Annotated in this window: 18 protein-coding genes; 5 read left to right on the forward strand and 13 right to left on the reverse strand. The window is 71.8% G+C overall.

The annotated features are described in order from the left end of the window. The first annotated feature begins 131 nt into the window (after positions 1-131). Positions 132-791, forward strand: coding sequence for a DUF411 domain-containing protein (locus tag IE066_RS12290; RefSeq protein WP_189450296.1), 660 nt, complete (start codon positions 132-134; stop codon positions 789-791). A gap of 605 nt (positions 792-1,396) precedes the next feature. Here the strand turns inward: IE066_RS12290 and IE066_RS12295 are convergent. The 3 genes from IE066_RS12295 to IE066_RS12305 all read right to left on the reverse strand — a co-directional run bounded on the left by IE066_RS12295 (position 1,397) and on the right by IE066_RS12305 (position 4,402). After that, positions 1,397-2,113 (reverse strand): UPF0149 family protein, encoded by a 717-nt coding sequence (locus tag IE066_RS12295; RefSeq protein WP_189450299.1) that lies wholly within the window; start codon positions 2,111-2,113, stop codon positions 1,397-1,399. Positions 2,114-2,274: 161 nt separating this feature from the next. After that, on the reverse strand, positions 2,275-3,087 hold the full coding sequence (gene queF, locus IE066_RS12300) for an NADPH-dependent 7-cyano-7-deazaguanine reductase QueF (RefSeq protein ID WP_189450301.1): 813 nt from the start codon (positions 3,085-3,087) through the stop codon (positions 2,275-2,277). Between the two features lies 1 nt (position 3,088). After that, positions 3,089-4,402 (reverse strand): amidohydrolase, encoded by a 1,314-nt coding sequence (locus IE066_RS12305; protein ID WP_189450303.1) that lies wholly within the window; start codon positions 4,400-4,402, stop codon positions 3,089-3,091. A 112-nt stretch (positions 4,403-4,514) separates the two neighbouring features. On the opposite strand from IE066_RS12305, the gene IE066_RS12310 reads away from it, so the two are divergent. Further along, the gene (locus IE066_RS12310; RefSeq protein ID WP_189450305.1) at positions 4,515-5,855 is read left to right on the forward strand and encodes an APC family permease; all 1,341 of its coding nucleotides are present in this window, start codon (positions 4,515-4,517) and stop codon (positions 5,853-5,855) included. 48 nt (positions 5,856-5,903) lie between these two features. Here the strand turns inward: IE066_RS12310 and fghA are convergent, their stop codons facing one another. From fghA to IE066_RS12325, 3 genes are all read right to left on the reverse strand, one after another. Continuing rightward, positions 5,904-6,734: an S-formylglutathione hydrolase gene (gene fghA, locus IE066_RS12315; RefSeq protein ID WP_189450307.1), complete on the reverse strand. Its 831-nt coding sequence runs from the start codon at positions 6,732-6,734 to the stop codon at positions 5,904-5,906. Continuing rightward, positions 6,734-7,843 (reverse strand): S-(hydroxymethyl)glutathione dehydrogenase/class III alcohol dehydrogenase, encoded by a 1,110-nt coding sequence (locus IE066_RS12320; protein WP_189450310.1) that lies wholly within the window; start codon positions 7,841-7,843, stop codon positions 6,734-6,736. The genes fghA and IE066_RS12320 overlap by 1 nt, the downstream gene beginning before the upstream one ends. Positions 7,844-7,919: 76 nt before the next feature. After that, positions 7,920-10,025 carry a TonB-dependent receptor family protein gene (locus IE066_RS12325; protein WP_189450312.1) on the reverse strand — a complete coding sequence of 702 codons (2,106 nt, stop codon included), beginning with the start codon at positions 10,023-10,025 and terminating at the stop codon, positions 7,920-7,922. Positions 10,026-10,166: 141 nt separating this feature from the next. On the opposite strand from IE066_RS12325, the gene IE066_RS12330 reads away from it, so the two are divergent. Then, positions 10,167-10,367 (forward strand): hypothetical protein, encoded by a 201-nt coding sequence (locus IE066_RS12330; RefSeq protein WP_189450314.1) that lies wholly within the window; start codon positions 10,167-10,169, stop codon positions 10,365-10,367. Between the two features lie 18 nt (positions 10,368-10,385). Here the strand turns inward: IE066_RS12330 and zapE are convergent, their stop codons facing one another. The 4 genes from zapE to IE066_RS12350 form a co-directional block, all read right to left on the reverse strand. Then, positions 10,386-11,468 (reverse strand): cell division protein ZapE, encoded by a 1,083-nt coding sequence (gene zapE, locus IE066_RS12335; protein WP_189450316.1) that lies wholly within the window; start codon positions 11,466-11,468, stop codon positions 10,386-10,388. Next, positions 11,465-12,169 (reverse strand): alpha/beta hydrolase, encoded by a 705-nt coding sequence (locus IE066_RS12340; RefSeq protein ID WP_189450318.1) that lies wholly within the window; start codon positions 12,167-12,169, stop codon positions 11,465-11,467. The genes zapE and IE066_RS12340 overlap by 4 nt, the downstream gene beginning before the upstream one ends. A 77-nt stretch (positions 12,170-12,246) precedes the next feature. Beyond that, positions 12,247-12,762: a c-type cytochrome gene (locus IE066_RS12345; RefSeq protein ID WP_189450320.1), complete on the reverse strand. Its 516-nt coding sequence runs from the start codon at positions 12,760-12,762 to the stop codon at positions 12,247-12,249. A gap of 155 nt (positions 12,763-12,917) precedes the next feature. Beyond that, on the reverse strand, positions 12,918-13,811 hold the full coding sequence (locus tag IE066_RS12350; protein ID WP_425488942.1) for a pirin family protein: 894 nt from the start codon (positions 13,809-13,811) through the stop codon (positions 12,918-12,920). A 124-nt stretch (positions 13,812-13,935) separates the two neighbouring features. On the opposite strand from IE066_RS12350, the gene IE066_RS12355 reads away from it, so the two are divergent. Together IE066_RS12355 and IE066_RS12360 are read left to right on the forward strand one after the other, a co-directional pair. Next, the gene (locus IE066_RS12355) at positions 13,936-14,673 is read left to right on the forward strand and encodes an ABC transporter ATP-binding protein (RefSeq protein ID WP_189450324.1); all 738 of its coding nucleotides are present in this window, start codon (positions 13,936-13,938) and stop codon (positions 14,671-14,673) included. After that, a complete protein-coding gene (locus tag IE066_RS12360; protein ID WP_189450326.1) occupies positions 14,670-16,412 on the forward strand; it encodes a hypothetical protein in 1,743 nt (580 codons plus the stop codon). Before IE066_RS12355 ends, IE066_RS12360 begins: the two co-directional genes overlap by 4 nt. Positions 16,413-16,421: 9 nt before the next feature. On the opposite strand, the gene IE066_RS12365 is transcribed toward IE066_RS12360, so the two are convergent. The 3 genes from IE066_RS12365 to IE066_RS12375 are packed head-to-tail and all read right to left on the reverse strand — an operon-like array spanning position 16,422 to position 18,312. Beyond that, positions 16,422-17,309: a carbon-nitrogen hydrolase family protein gene (locus IE066_RS12365; RefSeq protein ID WP_189450328.1), complete on the reverse strand. Its 888-nt coding sequence runs from the start codon at positions 17,307-17,309 to the stop codon at positions 16,422-16,424. Beyond that, positions 17,306-17,911 carry a GNAT family N-acetyltransferase gene (locus tag IE066_RS12370; RefSeq protein ID WP_189450330.1) on the reverse strand — a complete coding sequence of 202 codons (606 nt, stop codon included), beginning with the start codon at positions 17,909-17,911 and terminating at the stop codon, positions 17,306-17,308. The genes IE066_RS12365 and IE066_RS12370 overlap by 4 nt, the downstream gene beginning before the upstream one ends. Then, the gene (locus IE066_RS12375) at positions 17,908-18,312 is read right to left on the reverse strand and encodes a ketosteroid isomerase-related protein (RefSeq protein ID WP_189450331.1); all 405 of its coding nucleotides are present in this window, start codon (positions 18,310-18,312) and stop codon (positions 17,908-17,910) included. The genes IE066_RS12370 and IE066_RS12375 overlap by 4 nt, the downstream gene beginning before the upstream one ends. Between the last annotated feature and the right edge of the window lie 5 nt (positions 18,313-18,317).

Raw genomic sequence — 18,317 nt, forward strand, 5'->3', positions numbered from 1 at the left:
CGCGACGTGTCGGTCGATCGCGTTCGTGCCGGCCGCATCCATCCCCCGGGCCGTGTCGATAAGGAGCGGCCACCGTACCGCGCGGGCTATAACGATCGCCCGCCGTGCATTCGCATTCACTGGAGATGATCATGTTCCGAACGATTCCACCCGGCGCGCCCGCGTGCACCGTGGCCGCCCCGTCAGCGCCCTCGGCGTCGAGCCCATCGCGCGACGGGCGCGGTTCGCTCCACGCCCTGCTGCTGATCGGTCTGGGCTTGGCGCTGCCTGCCCTCACCGCCTGCGCAGCGCCGACCGACGTGCCCGCCGCCTCGGCGCCGCGTGCCACCGCATCGCCGAAGGCGGCCGCAACGCCGGGCGGTCGCACGGCCGTATCGAAGGCCGCCGCCGCGATGCCCGCCACCCGCGCGCTGCCTCCGGTGCTCGTGCACAAGAGTCCGACCTGCGGCTGCTGCACCGGCTGGGTCGAGCACATGCGCAAGGCCGGGTTCACCGTGCAAGTCGATGAGCGCGAGGACCTCGAGCCCGTGAAGAAGCGGCTGGGAGTGCCGCTGGGCAAGGGCAGCTGCCATACCGCCGAGATCGCCGGACTGGTCATCGAAGGGCACGTGCCCGCCGCCGACATCAAGCGCCTGCTCGCCGAGCGCGGCGATGCGCGCGGCCTTGTCCTGCCCGGCATGCCGCTTGGCTCCCCGGGCATGGAGGTGCCGGACGGCCGCGTGCAGCGCTACACGGTCGAGCGCATCGAGGCGGACGGGCGCACCACGCCGTTCGCGACGCACGGGCAATAACGGCTGAAGGGACGTCGTGGCCTCGGCAGCCGTCGAGGTCACGACGTGCGCGGGCGCGCCGCGCAGCCGCTGCGTTGCGGCGGGCCGGTTGGATGGCGGTCCGGTCGGTGCGAGCGGCATGGACGCCGATGGTCGGGACCGGGCATCGCTGCAAGGGGTCTCGGTACTGCTGGCGGAGCCCCGGCAGATCTCCCGACTACGACGCGCGGCCATCGCGGTTCGCGATGCTGAGCCGGGCGACACGCGGTGCCTGTTCGAGGTGCGAACCGCCCCGCCGGCCCTCGTTCATCGGGCTCGCTGGCGGCAGAACACCTGCGTTCGATGGAGCGCGATCGTGCCGCACCATTGCCGTTCGCAGTGGCGTTCGAAGCCGTGAGGCCGCCTCATCGAAGCGTCACGATGCGGAGAACGCCGGCAATCGCTGGTTGCGATGCCGCTCACGACAACGGAATGCGGCGTGCTCCAGGCGACGCGATCGTGTCCGATCATTTCCGTTCGCAATCGCGTGCGCCGCCGTGGGACGACGGCTATTGGGATGCAGTGAGATCGGAGCGATCCGGCATCGCTGGTCGCGATGGCGCCACGGACAGCGGGACGCTTCGCGTCTATACGTTGCCCGTCGCCCCACAACACTTCTTGTACTTCTTTCCCGAGCCGCAGGGGCAGGGCTCGTTGCGCTCGGGCGTGGCTTCGCGGCGGATCGGCTCGCGCGGGGTCAGCGCTTCGATGCGGTGGTGGTGCAGGTCGTTGAGCATGCCCGGCAGGCTGGCGATGATCTCCAGCCGCTGCTTGTAGGTGACCGGCTCGCCGGGCTGGGTCGGGTCCTCGCCGACGACCTCGCCACTGGCGAGGCGGTCGAGCAGGTCGAAGATCTCCTCGATCCACTCGTTGTCGTTGAGCCAGCCTTCCCATGCCGGCTCGCGCAGCTCGACAGCAGTGAAGAAGCCCATCGCCCAGTCACGGCCGACGTCGAGTTCGTCGTCGTCGTGCTCGTCGAGGTTCTCCGGCAGCCACAGCAGCGGCGCGAGCGCGTCGGGCAGGTCCTCGTCGCCGTAGCGCACGCGCTGCTCGGCAGTGGCGGCATGGGTGGCCAGCAGCGCGCGGATGTCGCGGGCCTCGTCCTCGTCGGCCCAGCGCGGCGGCTTGCCCCAGACGGCCGGTTCCCATTCCTCGAACGGCACCGCCTCGGGCGACAGCGCGAGCGCGGTGAGGTAGCCGTCGAGCGCCTCGAGGTTGAAGCCCTTGAACGGCACGGCGCGCGTGTCGAGCAGCTCGGACAGGCGTTCGATCTGGTCGTCGTTCAGCGGCGGGGCGACTTTCATGGCGGCACTCGGGGACGGCAAGGGCGGCCATGGTAGTGCGCCGGCCGTGCGCGGTCGAAAAAAAAGGCGCGACCTGCGTCGCGCCTGCTTGCCCCAGCGGGGAGAGAGGGGTCCGACTCTGCGCCCGGCCGCGTTAACGCGGCGGGACACGGGCGTGAACGCTACTGCCGCTCGTCGCGGGCCGCCGCCGGCGCGGGCGTGCCGGGCGTGGCGCGCCAGGGATTGATGTCGAGCCCGCCGCGGCGCGTGTAGCGCGCTTCCACCGACAGCTGCGACGGCGCGGCGAGCGCGCTGATGTCGGCGAAGATGCGCTCCACGCACTGCTCGTGGAACTCGCAGTGGTCACGGAACGAGACGATGTAGCGCAGCAGGCTCGCGTGGTCGAGCGCCGCGCCGCGATAGGCGATGGTGACGCGTGCCCAGTCCGGCTGGCCTGTGACCGGGCAGTTCGACTTCAGCAGCTCGCTGGTCAGCGTTTCCTCGACCTCGCCGCGCGCGGCATCGAGCGCGAGCAGCGTCGCGTCCGGCGGGCCGTAGTGCGCGATGTCGGTCTCGATGGTATCCAGCAGCACGTCCGCGCGCGGGCGATCCACCGGCGGCAGGCCGAACGCCACCGACACCTCGCCGCCGGCGGCCTGGGACAGGTCGGCGGCGATGCGGTCGCGCACGGCCTGGTAGCTGTCGAACGCGGTCGAATTGAACGAGTTGAGGTAGAGCTTGAGCGACTTCGACTCGATCAGGTTCGGTGTGTCGGCCGGCACGCCGATGGTCGCGGTGGCCACGTGCGGCTTGCCGCGCGCGTCGAGCCAGGACAGCTCGTAGGCATGCCAGCGGTCGTGCCCGGTGAACGGCAGCGGCGCGGCGATGCCGATCGCGTCGCGGCCCTGCGCGCGCGGGATCGGGAACAGCAGCGTCGCGTCGTAGGTGGTCGGATAGTCGACGTGGCGACCGAGCGGGATGGCGGCGTCGGTCATGTCAGGCCTTCGGCGTGTCGAGGAAGTCGAGCGTGGCCTGCAGCATCGCGCGCAGGCCGATGTCCAGCGACCGCTCGTCGAGCTTGAATTCGGGCGAGTGGTTGCTGGGCGCGGTCTGCGGATCGATGCCTTCACCAGTGGCGCCGACGAAGAAGAACAGGCCCGGCGCGGCCTTGGCGAAATAGGAGAAGTCCTCCGCACCCATCTGCAGCGGCGGCTCGATTACGTTGGCTTCGCCGACCACCGCCTTCAGGCTCGGCAGCATGCGCGCGGTCAGCGCGGGGTCGTTGTAGGTGACGGGGTTGCCGTCGATGTCCGGCACGTTCGCCTCCACCGTCGCGCCGTGCGCGGCGGCCACGTGCGTGGCGACGCTCTTGAGATCGGCGAACACCTTCTGGCGCATGGCCTCGTCGAAGGTGCGGATGGTGCCGATCAGGCGCACCTCGTCGGGAATGATGTTGTAGCGGATGCCGCCGTGGATCGCGCCGAAGCTCACCACCACCGGCAGCTTCGCGATGTCGGTGCGGCGCGCGACGATGGACTGCGCGCTGGTGACGATCTCGCCCGCCGCGGCGATCGGATCGACGCCGCCCCAGGGCCGCGAGCCGTGCGTCTGCCGCCCCTTCACCACGATCTCGAAGCGGTCCGACGCGGCCATCTCGGGCCCCGGGCGCACGCCGATCTGGCCGGCCTGGATCGACGAGAACACGTGCAGGCCGAACACGGCGTCGGGCTTGAAGTCGGCGAACACGCCTTCTTCCAGCATCAGCGAGGCGCCGCCCTTCTCGCCGGTGGGCGCGCCTTCCTCGCTGGGCTGGAACACCAGCATCACCTGGCCGGGCAGGTCCTTGCGCATCTTCACCAGCGACTGCGCGATGCCCAGCAGGATCGCGGTATGCGCATCGTGGCCGCAGGCGTGCATCACGCCGGTGGTCTGGCCGTTGAACTGCGTGGTCACCTTCGAGGCGAACGGCAGGTCGACGCGCTCGGTCACCGGCAGCGCATCCATGTCGGCGCGCAGGGCGAGCTTCGGCCCGGGCCTGCCGCCTTCGATGATCGCCACCACGCCGTGGTGCGCGATGCCGGTGCGCGGCTTCAGGCCCATCTTCCGCAGCGCCTCGGCGACCTTCTGCGAGGTGCGCGCCTCGCGGTTGGAAAGCTCGGGGAACTGGTGGAAGTCGCGACGCCAGGCGACCACCTGCGGCTGCACCGCCTGCGCCGCGGCATCGACCTCGGGGCGGGCGGCCGCGTGCGCGTCGGATGCGGGGAGGGCGAGGGCCGCGACGAGGGCGGCGGTCGGCACGATGAGGCGCATGCGGCGGCTCCGGAAAGTGGCCGTCGATGCTACTCCAGCTTTCCAGCGGCCCCTGCTGCAGGCCGCAACGCAGCGTGCGACGCTCGCCACGGAATCCACTGCCGGCCCGCCCGTGTCCACATCGTCCCCGCTTCCGCGCCCGCTGCAGGGCGACGCCGCGCTCGTGCGCGCCATCGGCACGCTCGTGCTCGCCGCCGCGATCGTCAATTCGACCGTGGGCGGCGGCATCTTCCGCATGCCCGGCGCGCTCGCGAGCGGGGTCGGCATCGCCGCGCCGCTCGCGCTGATCGCCGGCGCGTTCGCGATCGTGCCGATCGCGCTGTGCTTCGCCGCCGCGGGCAGCCGCACGCATGCCACCGGCGGGCCGTACACGTATCTCTCGGTCGCGTTCGGGCCGTTCGTGGGCTTCGTCGGCGGCGCATTGATGTGGATCAGCCACGTCGCGTCCAGCGCCGCGGTGGCGGCCTCGTTCTCGCAGCAGGTGGCGAGCCTCGCGCCCGCCTTCGACAGCAGCGGCGCGCGCGCGGCGCTGATCATCGGCACCTATGCGGCGCTGTTCGCGTTGAACGCGTTCGGGGTGAAGCTCGGCTCGCGCGCGATCGCCGCGCTGGCCGGCATCAAGCTCGCGCCGCTGGTGCTGCTGGTGCTGATCGGCCTGCCGTTCGTGGACTGGGGGCAGGTGAGCTTCGATCCGGGCGATGTGCCGTCACTCGCCGCACTCGGCGGCTCGCTGGTGCTGGTGATGTTCGCGTACTCGGGGCTCGAGACCGCGCTGGTGCCGTCCGGCGAGTTCGACGATCCGGCCAGGACGGTGCCGCGCGCGACGGTGGTCGCGATCCTGATCGTGGTGGCGCTGTACCTGGGGCTGCAGATCGTCGGGCAGGGCGTGCTCGGCAGCGCGCTGGCGACCAGCCCGGTGCCGATCGCCGACACCGCGGGTGCGATCTTCGGCGTCGGCCGCACGCTGCTGCTGGTCACCGCCTGCGTGTCGATGGCCGGGTTCCTGCTGGGCAACCTGCTCGGCTCCTCGCGCCTGCTGTTCGCGCTCGGTCGCGACGGCTACCTGCCCGCGGTATTCGGCCGCGCCAGCCCGCGCTATCGCGTGCCCGTGCTGGGCCTCGCCACGCATGCGGGGCTGGCCTGCCTGCTCGCCGTCGGCGGCAGCTTCGACGCGCTGGCCGCCGTGTCCGGCGGCGCGATCTGCATCGTCTACGCGTCGGTGGCGCTGGCCGCATGGCGCCTGCAGCGACGCGGCATCGCCGAGCGCGGCGCGCCGTTCCGACTGCCCGGCGGCATGCTGATGCCGATCGTAGGCTTCGCGATCATGGCCGCGATCTGCACCACGCTGAAGGCCGAGGAATGGCGCGCGATCGCCATCTCGCTGGGCGTGTTGGTGCTGGTCTACGCGCTGCTGCGGGCCGTGCGCCGGCGCGTGCACGTGCCGGCGCCGTAAGGCGAAGGCCGACGGCGGCGATGCATCCCACGCCGTCGATGCGCCGCGTCAGCCGCGCAGCATCTCGGCGTGGTGCGCGAGGTGCTCGCCGATGAAGCTGGCGATGAAGTAGTAGCTGTGGTCGTAGTCGGGCTGCAGGCGCAGCTCCAGCGGATGGCCGGCCGCTTCGCAGGCCTCGCGCAGCAACTCGGGGCGCAGCTGGTTCTCGAGGAATTCGTCGGCCAGGCCCTGGTCGACCAGCAGCGGCAGGCGCTCGCGCGCATCCGCGATCAGCGCGCAGGCGTCCCACTCGCGCCAGGCGTCGCGGTCGTCGCCGAGGTAGGCGGAGAACGCCTTCTCGCCCCATGGCACCTGCGTGGGCGCGACGATCGGCGAGAACGCCGACACGCTGCGGTACCGGCCCGGATTGCGCAGCGCCAGCACCAGCGCGCCGTGGCCGCCCATCGAGTGACCAGCGATGCCACGCGCGTCGCTGGCGGGGAAGTTCGCCTCCACCCACGCCGGCAACTCGTGCACCACGTAGTCGTGCATGCGGTAGTGCGAATTCCACGGTACCTGCGTGGCATCGAGGTAGAAGCCCGCGCCCACGCCGAGGTCGTAGCCGTCCGCATCGGGCACGCCCTCGCCACGCGGCGAGGTGTCGGGCGCGACGAGGATCAGTCCGTGCCTGGCCGCGTGCTGCTGCGCGCCGGCCTTGGTGATGAAGTTCTGCTCGCTGCAGGTCAGGCCCGACAGCCAGTACACGACGGGGCAGGGCCTTTCGATCGCCTGCGGCGGCAGGTAGACGCCGACGCGCGTCTTGACACCGAGCGTAGCCGATTCGATCTCGTAGACGTCCTGCCAGCCGCCGAAGGACGCATGGCGCTCGATGCGCTGCATCAGAAGTGCACCACGCTGCGGATCGACTCGCCCGCGTGCATCAGGTCGAACGCGCGGTTGATGTCGTCGAGCGGCATGGTGTGGGTCACGAACGGCGCGAGTTCGATGTCGCCGCGCATCGCGTCCTCGACCATGCCCGGCAGCTGGCTGCGGCCCTTCACGCCGCCGAACGCGGTGCCCTTCCACGTGCGACCGGTGACCAGCTGGAACGGCCGCGTGCTGATCTCCTGCCCCGCGCCGGCGACACCGATGATCACGCTCTGGCCCCAGCCGCGGTGCGCGCATTCGAGTGCCGCGCGCATGACGTTGACGTTGCCGATGCATTCGAACGAATGGTCGACGCCCCAGCCGGTCATCTCGACGATCACCTGCTGGATTGGCCTGTCGAAGTCCCTCGGATTGACGAAGTCGGTGGCGCCGAACTGCTTCGCCATCTCGAATTTCGACGGGTTGGTATCGATCGCGATGATGCGGCCCGCCTTCGCCTGGCGCGCACCCTGGATGACCGCGAGGCCGATGCCGCCGAGGCCGAATACCGCGACCGAATCGCCTTCCTGCACCTTCGCCGTGTTGTGCACCGCGCCGATACCGGTGGTGACGCCGCAGCCGAGCAGGCAGACGTGCTCGGGGTTTGCATCCGGGTTCACCTTGGCCAAGGAAACCTCGGCGACGACGGTGTACTCGCTGAAGGTGCTGCAGCCCATGTAGTGGTAGAGCGGCTGGCCCTCGTAGGAGAAGCGCGAGGTGCCGTCCGGCATCACGCCGCGGCCCTGCGTGGCGCGCACCGCCACGCACAGGTTGGTCTTGTTCGACTTGCAGAACAGGCATTCGCCGCATTCGGCGGTGTACAGCGGAATCACGTGGTCGCCCGGCTTCACGCTGGTCACGCCCTCGCCGACCTCGACCACGATGCCCGCGCCTTCGTGGCCCAGCACCACCGGGAACAGGCCTTCCGGGTCGTCGCCGGACAGCGTGAACGCGTCGGTATGGCAGACGCCGGTATGCGTGATGTGCACCAGCACCTCGCCCGCGCGCGGCGGCGCGACGTCGATCTCGACGATCTTCAGCGGTTCACCGGGAGCGAAGGCGACGGCGGCACGGGATTTCATCGGCGCGGGACTCGTGCAATGGGGGACGAGCATCGTACCCGCCGGTTCGACGCGCGGTGTTCCGCAGGCGTGAGGCTCAGTCGCCCCAGTGCGCCTCGACACCGAGCGTGAACGTGCGTCCTGCGCCCGGCTCGAAATAGCGCCCGTTGCCGTCGTTGACGATTACCGAGCCGATGTAGCGGCGGTCGGCGAGGTTCGCCACGCCGGCGAACACACGGCCGCGCGCGTGCGCACCGTCGAAAGCCCAGGCGACGCTCGCGCCCAGCAGCACGTAGCCGTCGGTGCGTACGTCGCCGGCCGTCGTCGCGCTCACACCACCGACGTGCAGTGCGTCGACCTGCGCCTGCCAGCCTGTCGCCCCACCGCGGCGCAGCGCCGCATACGCCTGCGTGCGCGGGATGCCGGGCAGCGTCGTGCCCGCCTCGACGATCGCGGGCGACGTGCAGCCCGTACCCGTGCAGGACGCGAACGGCGCGCGGAACTCGGCGTCGAGCCAGGTGCCGCTGAGATCCAGCCGCCAGCGCTCACCCAGCGGCAGCCGCAGTGCGCCCTCGACGCCGCGTCGCCGCGTCGGCCCGGCGTTGCGGAACGAGGTGCGTCCGCCGACGCTGGTGTTCACCACCAGCTCGTCGCGCGCGTCGGCCTGGAACAGCGCGAGCTCGCCGCGCAGGCCGCCGCGCGCCACGCGCGCGCCGACTTCCGCATTGCGCAGGCGCATCGGCCGCAGCAGGTAATTCGGGCCGCTGCCGCCATCGCTGCGATACGCGAGTTCGTTCGAGGTCGGCGTCTCCACGCCGCGCCCGGCCGAGGCATAGAGCGACAGCATCGCGTTCGGCCGCCAGGTAACGCCCAGCACCGGCGACAGCGCCGAATAGCGCGTGCGCCCGCTGTCGTCGGGATTGGCCGCGGTGACGAAGCGGTCGTCCGATTCGAAGGTCACGCGCGTGGCACGCAGGCCGCCGCTGAGGCTCCACGCGGACGCGAAGTCCCATGTCGCCTGCAGGTAGGGATCGACCGATTCGACGCGGTCTTCCTGCCGCAGCCGCAGTGCGCCGCGAACGCCGGCGACGTCGCCGACGAAGTTCTCATAACCTGCTCGCGACTGGCGCTGGCGCTCGACGTCGAGGCCGAGCACGACCTCGAGCGGACGCGCACCGAGTTCGCGATGCCAGGTCCAGCGCGCGTCGATGCCGGCGAACGGCGATTCGAGGTCGACCCAGCCGCCCGCACTCAACGGGCTGCGCTGCGCCTCGGGCGGCGTGGACAGCACCTGCTCGACGCGACGGCGGCCGCCGTAGGCGAGCACGCGCAGCGCGTCGTCGCCGAAGTCACGGTCGAAGATCGCGCCGAGCTGCAGCTGGCGCGCGGTCTTGCGCGTGTCGAAACGCAGCGCGCCGGCGCTGGCCTGGCGCGGATCGGCCAGCGCCTGCTCGCGCGTGAGGCCCTGCGGGTCCTCGACGTCGGGCGAATCGAATCCGTTGCCGACCAGCGTCAGCCGCCCGCCCGCCAGCGGCATCGCCAGCTTGGCGTTGACGCCGGTGCGCGTGGCGCGCGAATGCGCGCGCCAGCCGTCGGTGGAAAAGCGCGAGGCAGCGACCGCGTAATCGACGTCGCCCGCCGCGCCGCGCAGGTTCGCGCCGATGCGCCGGCTGCCGAAATCGCCGGCCGACGCGCGCAGGCCGACGCGCTCGGGGTCGCCACCGTCTTCCGTCCAGAGCTGCACCACGCCGCCCGCGCCGTTGCCGTACAGCGCGGCGAACGGCCCGCGCAGGATCTCGATGCGTTGCGCCTCGCCCAGCGGGAAGTGCGAAACCTGGCCCTGCCCGTCGGGCATCGTCGCGGGGATGCCATCGACGTAGAGCCGCACGCTGCGGATGCCGAAGCTCGCGCGCGTGCCGAAGCCACGGATCGAGATCTGCTCGTCCTGCGCCCAGTTCTGCCGCGGCCGCGCCAGCACGCCCGGCACACCGGCGAGCGTTTCCGACAGGGTCGCGCCGTGGCCGGCGGTGTCGAGCGCGTCGCCCTGCAGCACCGATACCGCCGCGGGCGTGGCTTCGACGGCGCGCGGCGCGCGGGTGGCGATCACCTGCACGCGGTCGAGTTCGACCGCAGCGCGGGACGCGTCCTGGGCCTGCGCGGCGGCGGTGCCGGCGAGCAGGCAGAGGGGAAGGAATCGGATCACGCGCGAAGGCTAACGGCCGCTGCGTGACGGGCGCTCCATGAACGGCCGCTGCCTGCGCGCGAACCGCGGCCGGCATTTTCACGAATGCTTGAAAAGCGGATTCCTAGCGTCGAGACGCCACCAGGACATGGGGATGGACCGATGCAGACGATCACCGACACCCGCTCTTCCACCACCACCGCCAGCGAAACCCGCGAGCCGCGCCGCATGCGCGTGGAAGCCAACGATCTCTACGAGTTCCGCCGCTACCACTACGCCGACGGCTGGGACGACGACGATGCCGCGCTGGGCTGGGTCGACGCCGAGATCGTGAGCGGCACGCGCCGCCGCACGGTGCATTGAGCGCGAGCGTCGCGGCGCTCAGCCGCGATGCTCGCGCGCGAGGTACTCGGCCGACTGCATCTCGATCAGGCGCGAGGCCGTGCGCTCGAACGCGCCGGCGAGTTTCTCGCCGCGGTACAGCCCCGTCGGCGCCGCGTCGGCGGTGCAGACCAGGTTGACCTGGCGGTCGTAGACCTCGTCGATGAGATGCACGAAGCGGCGCGCGGGGTCGGCGCGGCCGTCGTCCAGCCGCGGGATCCCGCCGACGAAGATCGTGTGGTGCTCGGTGGCGATCTCGATGTAGTCGCTGGCCGCGCGCGGGCCTTCGCAGAGCGCGGAAAAATCGAACCACGCATGGCCCTCGCAGCGCGCGCGCACGGGGATGTCGCGGCCCTCGATGCGCAGCGGGCCGTGTTCCTTCGGCGCATGGCCGGTGAGTTCGGCCCAGCGCTGCGCGAGCCAGTCGTCGGACTGCGTATCCAGCGGCGCGCGATATACCGGTGACTTCGTCAGCGCGCGCAGGCGGTAGTCGGTCGCGCTGTCGAGATACAGCACCACCGTGTTCGCCTCCAGCATCGCGATCGCCGGCAGGAAGCGCTCACGCTGCAGGCCGTCGCGATAGAGATTCTTCGGCTCGGTGTTCGAGGTGGTAACCAGCGCGACGCCCTCGGCGAACAGGCGCTCGAGCAGGCGGCCGAGCAGCATGGCGTCGCCGATGTCGTTGACGAAGAACTCGTCGAGCACCAGCACGCGCAGGGTCCGCCGCCACTCCTTGGCGATGATCGCCAGCGGATCGCTCGCGCCGGCATGCGCGCGCAGCGCGTCGTGCACTTCGCGCATGAAGCGGTGGAAGTGCGTGCGGCGCTTTTCGGCGAACGGCAGGCCGTCGAATAACAGGTCGATCAGGAAGGTCTTGCCGCGGCCGACGCCGCCCCAGAGGTACAGGCCCTTCGGCGCGGGCGCGCGCTTGCCGGCCAGGCGGTCGAGGAAGCCCTGTTTCGGCGGGTCGACCAGCGCGGCATGCAGGCGGTCGAGTTCGGCGAGCGCGGGGCGCTGCGCCGGATCCGCCTGCCAGTCGCCGCGCGCGACGCCCTCGTCGTAGTGCTGCGAGGGTGTCGTCACGCGGCCGGGTCCAGGCCGGCGTTGGGCAGCTCGGCGCGCACGCCGTCCTTCACCGCCTGGCGCAGGTCCATCAGCCGGCCGTGGAAGAAGTGGCTGGCACCGGGCATGCGGATGCGGGTGGCGGGCGCGCGCAGGCGGTCGAGGCCGTCGAGCCAGTCGTGCACGTCCTGCGCGGCCACGATCTCGTCGGCATCGCCCTGGATCACGAACCAGGGGCCGGTGTAGAGCCCCATGTTGTCAAAGTCCCAGGCGCGGCCGGCCGGCGGGGCGATCGAGAACAGCAGGTCCGGCTGCAGCGCGGCGGCCATGCGCAGCGAGACGAAACTGCCGAAGCTGAAGCCGCCCAGCCAGAGCGCGTGGCCGGGCTTCTCGCGGCGCACCCAGTCGACCACCGCACGCAGGTCCTCGGACTCGCCGATGCCGTTGTCAAAGTCGCCCGCGCTCTTGCCGACGCTGCGGAAGTTGAAGCGCACGGTGGTGGCGCCGAGCTCGCGCAGCGCGCGCGCGGCCATCGTCACCACCTTGTTGGTCAGGCTGCCGCCCTCGGTGGAGAGCGGATGGCAGACGATGGCGACGACCTCGCGCGCCGCGACGCCGGGCTCGGGCGTGTCGACCACGGCCTGGATCGGGCCGGCCGGGCCGTCGAGCATCAGCGGGGCGACGCCGCCGGGCGGCAGTTCGGGGAAGGCGGGGCTGGGCATGCGCGGCAGGATACGGAGCGGGGCGTGGAAACGACGACGCCGCCCGGAGGCGGCGTCGTGCGGAGCGGTGCGGGGAGTTACTTCAGGTTGGCCAGCATCCAGTCGACGGTGGCGATGACCTGCTCGTCGGTGAGCGCCGGGTTGCCGCCCTTGGCCGGCATCACGCCCGCCGTGCCGGTGAAGCCCTCGATCGCGTGCTTGTGCAGCGTATCGGTGCCCTTGGGCAGGCGCGCGGCCCAGTGGGCGCGGTCCAGCGTCGGTGCGCCGCCGGCGCCCGAGCCGTGGCAGCCCGCGCAGAGCTGGCCGAAGATCACCGAGCCGTCGGTGGTGCCGCCATAGGCGACCTGCGAGGCGGCCGCGGCCGCGGCGGCCGCAGCGGCGGCGGCCTGCTGGGCAGCGCCGGTCTGGCCCGCGTAGACCGCGCCCTGCGGCGCGATGCGCTGCTCGGTGATGCGGTTCATCGCCGGGTCGCGCTCGGCCGGCAGCACGCCGTTGAGGTAGAGCGCGGCGAGGATGAGCGCGATGGTGACCACCGACAGGAAGCCGATCACCATCGAGAATTTCTTGAGGAACACCAGGTCGTAATTGCGCACGATCCACCTTGTGCGCGCTCTCGCGCGCGGAGGGAATTTGGGGTCGGGACGGTGGGACGGACCTTGCGTCGCAGCGCCACCGGGCACGGCAGTTTATCACCCGCATCCGCCTGACGGCGCTGTGCGGGGCCGCGGAACGCGACGCGCGCGGCGGATCAGGACATCGGGTTCGGCGGCGGCACCGGATCGGGCGGCAGCGGAATGAACTCGTCGTGGTCGAGGTCGGGCAGCTTCATCCGGCCGGCGCGCCAGTCGGCCTTGGCCTGCTCGATGCGCTCCTTGCGCGAGGACACGAAGTTCCACTCGATGAAGCGCGGGCCCACCGGCTCGCCGGCCAGCAGCATCACCGTGGCCGGCCCGCGCGGGGCGGCCAGCACGCCGGGGCGGCCGCGGCCGAGCAGCGCCATGTGGGTGTCCGGCACCGGCTGGCCGTCGATCTCGACGTCGCCGCGGGCGACGTAGACGCCGCGCTCGGCGTACTCGGCCGGGACCGTGAAACGCGCGCCGGCATCGAGTTCCAGGTGCAGATAGGCCAGCGGCGAATGCACCGGCACCGGCGCGGCCAGCCCAAGCGCGCGGCCGGCGATCAGCCGCCCGCGCACGCCGGCCTCGTCGAAGGCGGGCAGCTCCGCGGCGTCGAAATGCACGAAGCCCGGGTCGGTCTCCTCGTCGGCCTCGGGCAGCGCGAGCCAGGTCTGCAGGCCGTCGAGGCGGTCGCCCTCGCGGCGGCCCTTCTCGAAGCGCTCGGAATGGGTGATGCCGCGGCCGGCGGTCATCCAGTTGACCTCGCCCGGGCGGATCGGCTGCTCGGAGCCGACGCTGTCGCGATGCATGATCTCGCCGCTGAGCAGGTAGGTGACCGTCGACAGGCCGATGTGCGGATGCGGGCGCACGTCCACGCTGCGCGGCAGGCCGGGCGCGAAGTCGGCCGGGCCCATGTGGTCGAAGAAGATGAAGGGCCCGACCATGCGCGCCAGCGGCGCCGGCAGCACGCGGCCGACCTCGAAGCCGCCGAGGTCCTTGCGGCGGGCGGGAATGACGCGCTCGATCATCGCGGCGGCTCCTGCGGGGACGGACGGGCAGGGTAACGCCGGCGTCCGCAACCGCACGCGCGCTGCTGCAACGGGCCGTTGCGGCGCGCCACAATGGGTCCACCACAGGGGAGTGCGGGACATGATCGAAGTCGAAGGCCTGACCAAGCGCTACGGCGATTTCACCGCCGTCGACGCGCTCTCCGTCAGCGTGCGGCCGGGCGAGGTGATGGGCCTGGTCGGCCCCAACGGCGCCGGCAAGACCAGCACGCTGCGCTGCGTCGCCGGGATCATCCCGGCCACGCAGGGCACGGTGCGCCTGGGCGGCATCGACCTCGCCAAGGATCCCGTCGGCGCCAAGCGCACGATGGCCTTCATCCCCGACGAGCCGCGGCTGTTCGACTACCTCACCGTCGAGCAGCACCTCGCGTTCGTCGCGCGGCTCTACGGCGTGGCCGACTGGAAGGCGCGCGGCGAGTCGCTGCTGGCCGACCTCGAAATGGCCGACAAGCGCCAGCTGCTGCCGGCCGAGCTCTCGCGCGGCATGAAGCAGAAGCTCGCCATCGCCTGCGGCCTGCTGCACGGCCCGAAGGCGGTGATCTTCGACGAACCGCTCACCGGCCTCGACCCGCGCGGCATGCGCCGCATGAAGGACGTGATGCGCGGCCTCGCCGCGCAGGGCGCGGCGATCATCCTGAGCTCGCACCTGCTCGGCCTGGTCGAGGAGGTCTGCACCACGCTGCTGATCCTCAAGGACGGCCGTGCGATGGCGGTGGGCGCGGTGGAGGAGATCCGCGCGCGCTTCGCCGGCGACGGCGCGACGCTGGAGGACGTGTTCTTCCTTGCGACCGAGGACGCGGTCGACGCGCCGCGCGCATGAACACCGTCCGCGCGCTGCTGTACCTGGAGGCGACCTCGCTGACCGGCATGCTGCGCCAGCGCCTCAAGCGCCTGCGCCAGCCCAAGTACCTCGTCGGTGCGATCGCCGGCGCTGCCTACATGTACTGGTTCGTGTTCCGGCACATGCTGGCCGCGCCGCGCACCGGTGCGCGCTTCATGGCCATGCCGGCCGAGCTGACGGGCGTCATCCTGCCGCTGGCCGCGCTCGCGCTGCTGCTGGTGCTGCTCTACGCCTGGCTGTTTCCGAGCGATCGCGCCGCACTGCGTTTTTCCGAAGCCGAAACCGCGTTCCTGTTTCCCGCCCCGATCTCGCGCACCGGGCTGATCCACATCAGCGTGCTGCGCGCGCAGCTGGTGCTGTTCGTGTCGGTGTTCCTGCTGTCGCTGCTGCTGCGACGCGGGCATGCGGTCGGCATCGGGCCGCTGCAGTACGCGACCGCGCTGTGGCTGATCATCGCCACGCTGCGCCTGCATTTCCTGGGCGCCTCGTTCATGCGCGAGCGCCTGCTCGACCTCGGCCTGCCGCCGCTGGCAAGGCGCGCCGTCGTCGTCGCCATCGTCGCCGCACTGGCTGTCGCCTGCATCGCCTGGGCGCGTGCGCATGCGCCGCCGCCGGCAATGGCCGACGGGCGGGCGCTGGCGCGCTACGTCGCCGACACGCTGGGCGGCGGCCCCGCGGCGGCCGTGCTGGCGCCGCTGCGCTGGCTGCTCGCGCCGCTGTTCGCCGTCGACACCGCCGCGTTCCTGCGCGCGCTGCCGGCCGCGCTGGCGCTGCTGGTGGCGCATTACGCCTGGGTGGTGCGCGCGCAGGTCTCGTTCGAGGAGGCCTCGATCGCGCTGGCGCGCAAGCGCGCCGAAACGCTGGGCGCCATGCGCGAGGGCCGCATGCGCCTGCGCGGCGCGCCCAAGCGTGCTCGTCGCGCGGCCTTCGAGCTGTCGCCCCAGGGCCCTGCCGCCACCGCGTTCCTGTGGAAGGGCCTGATTGCCGCCGGTCCGTTCTGGCGCCCGCGCAATGCGCTGATCGCCGCGGTGCTGGTGTTCGTCGCGAGCACCTGGCTGGCCGGAAGCCCGTTCGGCGCAACGCTGCTGCAGCCGTTCGGTTACCTGTTCCTGGGCATCGCGGCGTGGAGCGCGTTCGTCGGGCCGATGCTGGTGCAGGGCGGCCTGCGGCAGACGCTCGACCATCTCGACGTGCTGCGCGCGATGCCGCTGCGCGGCTGGCAGATCGCGCTGGGGCAGTTGCTGACGCCGATCGCGATGCTGGTGGCCGCGCAGTGGCTGCTGCTGTTCGCCGCGGCCTGCCTGCTGTGGCGCGCGCCGGGCGGCGGCTGGCTGACGCCGGGGCTCGTCGCCTCGGCGGGCGTCGCCGTGGTCCTGCTCGCGCCGCTGGTGTGTGCGCTGATGCTCTGCGTACCGTTCGCCGGCCTGCTGCTGTTCCCGGGCTGGTCCAGCGGCGGGCGTGGCGGCGGCATCGACGTGATGGGCCAGCGCCTGATCTTCGGCGGCGTCTACCTGCTCGCGCTCGCGGTGTCGCTGGTGCCCGCGTCGATTGTCGCCGGCGCGCTGCTGTTCGCCGTGCGCCTCGTCGCCGAGTGGCCGCTCGCGATCGTCGTCGCCGCGGTCGGCGCCACCGCGGTGCTGGCCGCGGAGGTCGCGCTGCTGGTGCGCTGGCTGGGCGCGCGCATCGAGCGCTTCGACGTATCGACCGAACTGCGCTGAGGCGCGGCCTCAGCCGCCGAGGCCGTCGTCCAGCCGTGCGCGCGTGAGCGCCGGCGACGACTGCCGCGGCCAGTCGCGATCGTTCGCCACCTGCGCATCGACGCGGCTCGCCTCCAGCGCATCGAAATCGAGTTCGCCGATCGCCCACGCCGCGTTGCCGCGCGTGCGCGCCACGATGCCGTCGGCCGGCAGGCCGCGGTCCATCGGCGCGTACAGCGTGGCCTCGCCGGTATTGACGTCGAGCGCCGGGCTCCACGGCGCCTCGCCCGCGGTGACCGACTGCGCGACGAACGCGCGGTTCTCCAGCGCGCGCGCCAGGCAGCCGACCTCGACGCGACGCGCGCCGGCCTCGGTATCGGTGCAGCTGGGCACCAGCAGCAGACGCGCGCCAGCCTCGCACTGCGCGCGCACCGGCAGCGGGAACTCGCTGTCGTAGCAGACCGCGATGCCGGCGCGCACGCCGTCGACATCGAGCACGCGCAGCGCGTCGCCGCCGTCGATCAGGCCGGTGTGCTTCTCGAACGCGGTGAGCTGCAGCTTGTCCTGGAAGCCGTGGCGGCCGTCCGGCGCGAACCAGTACGCGCGGTTGCGATAGCGCCCGCCGACGTCGACCAGGAACGTGCCGGCCTGCACGACGAGATCGAACTCGCGCGACAGCCCCGCGAACAGCGCGAGCCAGGCCTCGCGATGGATCTGGATGGCGGCGAGCGAGGCCAGCAGGTCGGCCTGCACGGCATCGTCGAACGTCGACGCGAGTTCCAATGCGAGGTACTCGGGCAGCACCGCGATGCGCGCACCGGCGCGTGCGGCCTCGCCGAGCAGCGCGCGCTGGCGCGCCGCGAAGGCGTAGAAGTCGGCCGGCCGGCCGATCACGTATTTCGCGACGGCGACCTTCATCGCGTGGCCTCCAATGGGCGCAGCCAGAAGGTCAGCGGCTTCTCGCTGTCCTGCGCTTCGCCGATCTCCTTCCACGCCAGCCGCATGGTCATGGCGGGCTGGCGCACGTAACCGCGGCGCTGCCAGAACGCGTCGTTGTCGCGATGGCCGGCGGGGCGGCGCGGATCGGCTGCATCCCGATGCACAGCGGCGAACGCGGTATGCGTGAAGCCGCCGAGCGTGCGGGCATGCGCTTCGCGCGCATCGAAGAACGCATGGCCGAGGCCGCGCCCGCGGTACCCGGGCAGCAGCACCGATTCGCCGCAGTAGAAGACGTGCGCCGCGTCGATGTTCTGCGCTTCGAACGGTGCGCGGAATGCCGGTTCCTCGTCCATCAGCGGCAGCCCGGTGGACGCGCCGACGATGCGGTCGCCGTCGAACGCGAGCACGAAGAGGCTGTCGGGGCTGCGCGTGTAGGTGGCGAGGTAGCGCGCCTCGTAGCCGGCATCGCCGTCGTAGAGGTATGGCCAGTCGCGGAAGACGGCGATGCGCAGGCGCGCGACGTCGGCCAGGCGCTCGCCGATGGCCGCGCCGCGCACCGTCTCGACGCGCAGCCCGCTCACGCGCGCTCGACCTGGGCGATCCAGTCGGCGAGGTCGTAGTAGTTGGTGACGCGCGCGATGCGGCCGCCGCGGATGTCGAAGAAAGCGCCGCCGGGCAGCACGTAGGTCTGCCCGGTCGCGGCGGGCAGGCCGTCGTCGTCGGCCTTGTAGGTGCCGTGCACGACATACTCGGCGGCTGCGCGCGTGCCGCTGGCGTCGACCATCACCACGATGTCGCGCAGCTGCTCGCTGTAGCAGCGGTCCATGCGCGCGAGGAACTCCGCGAACGTCGCGCGGCCGACGTGGCGGCCGCCCTGGTTGCGGTCGTGCGCGACGTCGTCGGCGAGCAGCGCGAGCATGGCGTCGCGGTCGCCGCGGTTGAAGGCGTCGTAATAGGCGTGGATCAGGTCGGTCGGTGACATGGAAC

The organism is Cognatilysobacter xinjiangensis (genome assembly GCF_014651995.1).
Taxonomy (GTDB): Bacteria; Pseudomonadota; Gammaproteobacteria; order Xanthomonadales; family Xanthomonadaceae; genus Cognatilysobacter; species Cognatilysobacter xinjiangensis.

Coding starts and splice junctions, on each gene's coding strand:
- IE066_RS12320 (WP_189450310.1), bottom strand. CDS start 7,843: ATGAAATCCCGTGCCGCCGTCGCCTTCGCTCCCGGTGAACCGCTGAAG.
- IE066_RS12340 (WP_189450318.1), bottom strand. CDS start 12,169: ATGCCCAGCCCCGCCTTCCCCGAACTGCCGCCCGGCGGCGTCGCCCCG.
- IE066_RS12375 (WP_189450331.1), bottom strand. CDS start 18,312: ATGTCACCGACCGACCTGATCCACGCCTATTACGACGCCTTCAACCGC.
- IE066_RS12290 (WP_189450296.1), top strand. CDS start 132: ATGTTCCGAACGATTCCACCCGGCGCGCCCGCGTGCACCGTGGCCGCC.
- IE066_RS12355 (WP_189450324.1), top strand. CDS start 13,936: ATGATCGAAGTCGAAGGCCTGACCAAGCGCTACGGCGATTTCACCGCC.
- IE066_RS12360 (WP_189450326.1), top strand. CDS start 14,670: ATGAACACCGTCCGCGCGCTGCTGTACCTGGAGGCGACCTCGCTGACC.
- IE066_RS12330 (WP_189450314.1), top strand. CDS start 10,167: ATGCAGACGATCACCGACACCCGCTCTTCCACCACCACCGCCAGCGAA.
- IE066_RS12305 (WP_189450303.1), bottom strand. CDS start 4,402: ATGCGCCTCATCGTGCCGACCGCCGCCCTCGTCGCGGCCCTCGCCCTC.
- IE066_RS12295 (WP_189450299.1), bottom strand. CDS start 2,113: ATGAAAGTCGCCCCGCCGCTGAACGACGACCAGATCGAACGCCTGTCC.
- queF (WP_189450301.1), bottom strand. CDS start 3,087: ATGACCGACGCCGCCATCCCGCTCGGTCGCCACGTCGACTATCCGACC.
- IE066_RS12365 (WP_189450328.1), bottom strand. CDS start 17,309: ATGAAGGTCGCCGTCGCGAAATACGTGATCGGCCGGCCGGCCGACTTC.
- fghA (WP_189450307.1), bottom strand. CDS start 6,734: ATGCAGCGCATCGAGCGCCATGCGTCCTTCGGCGGCTGGCAGGACGTC.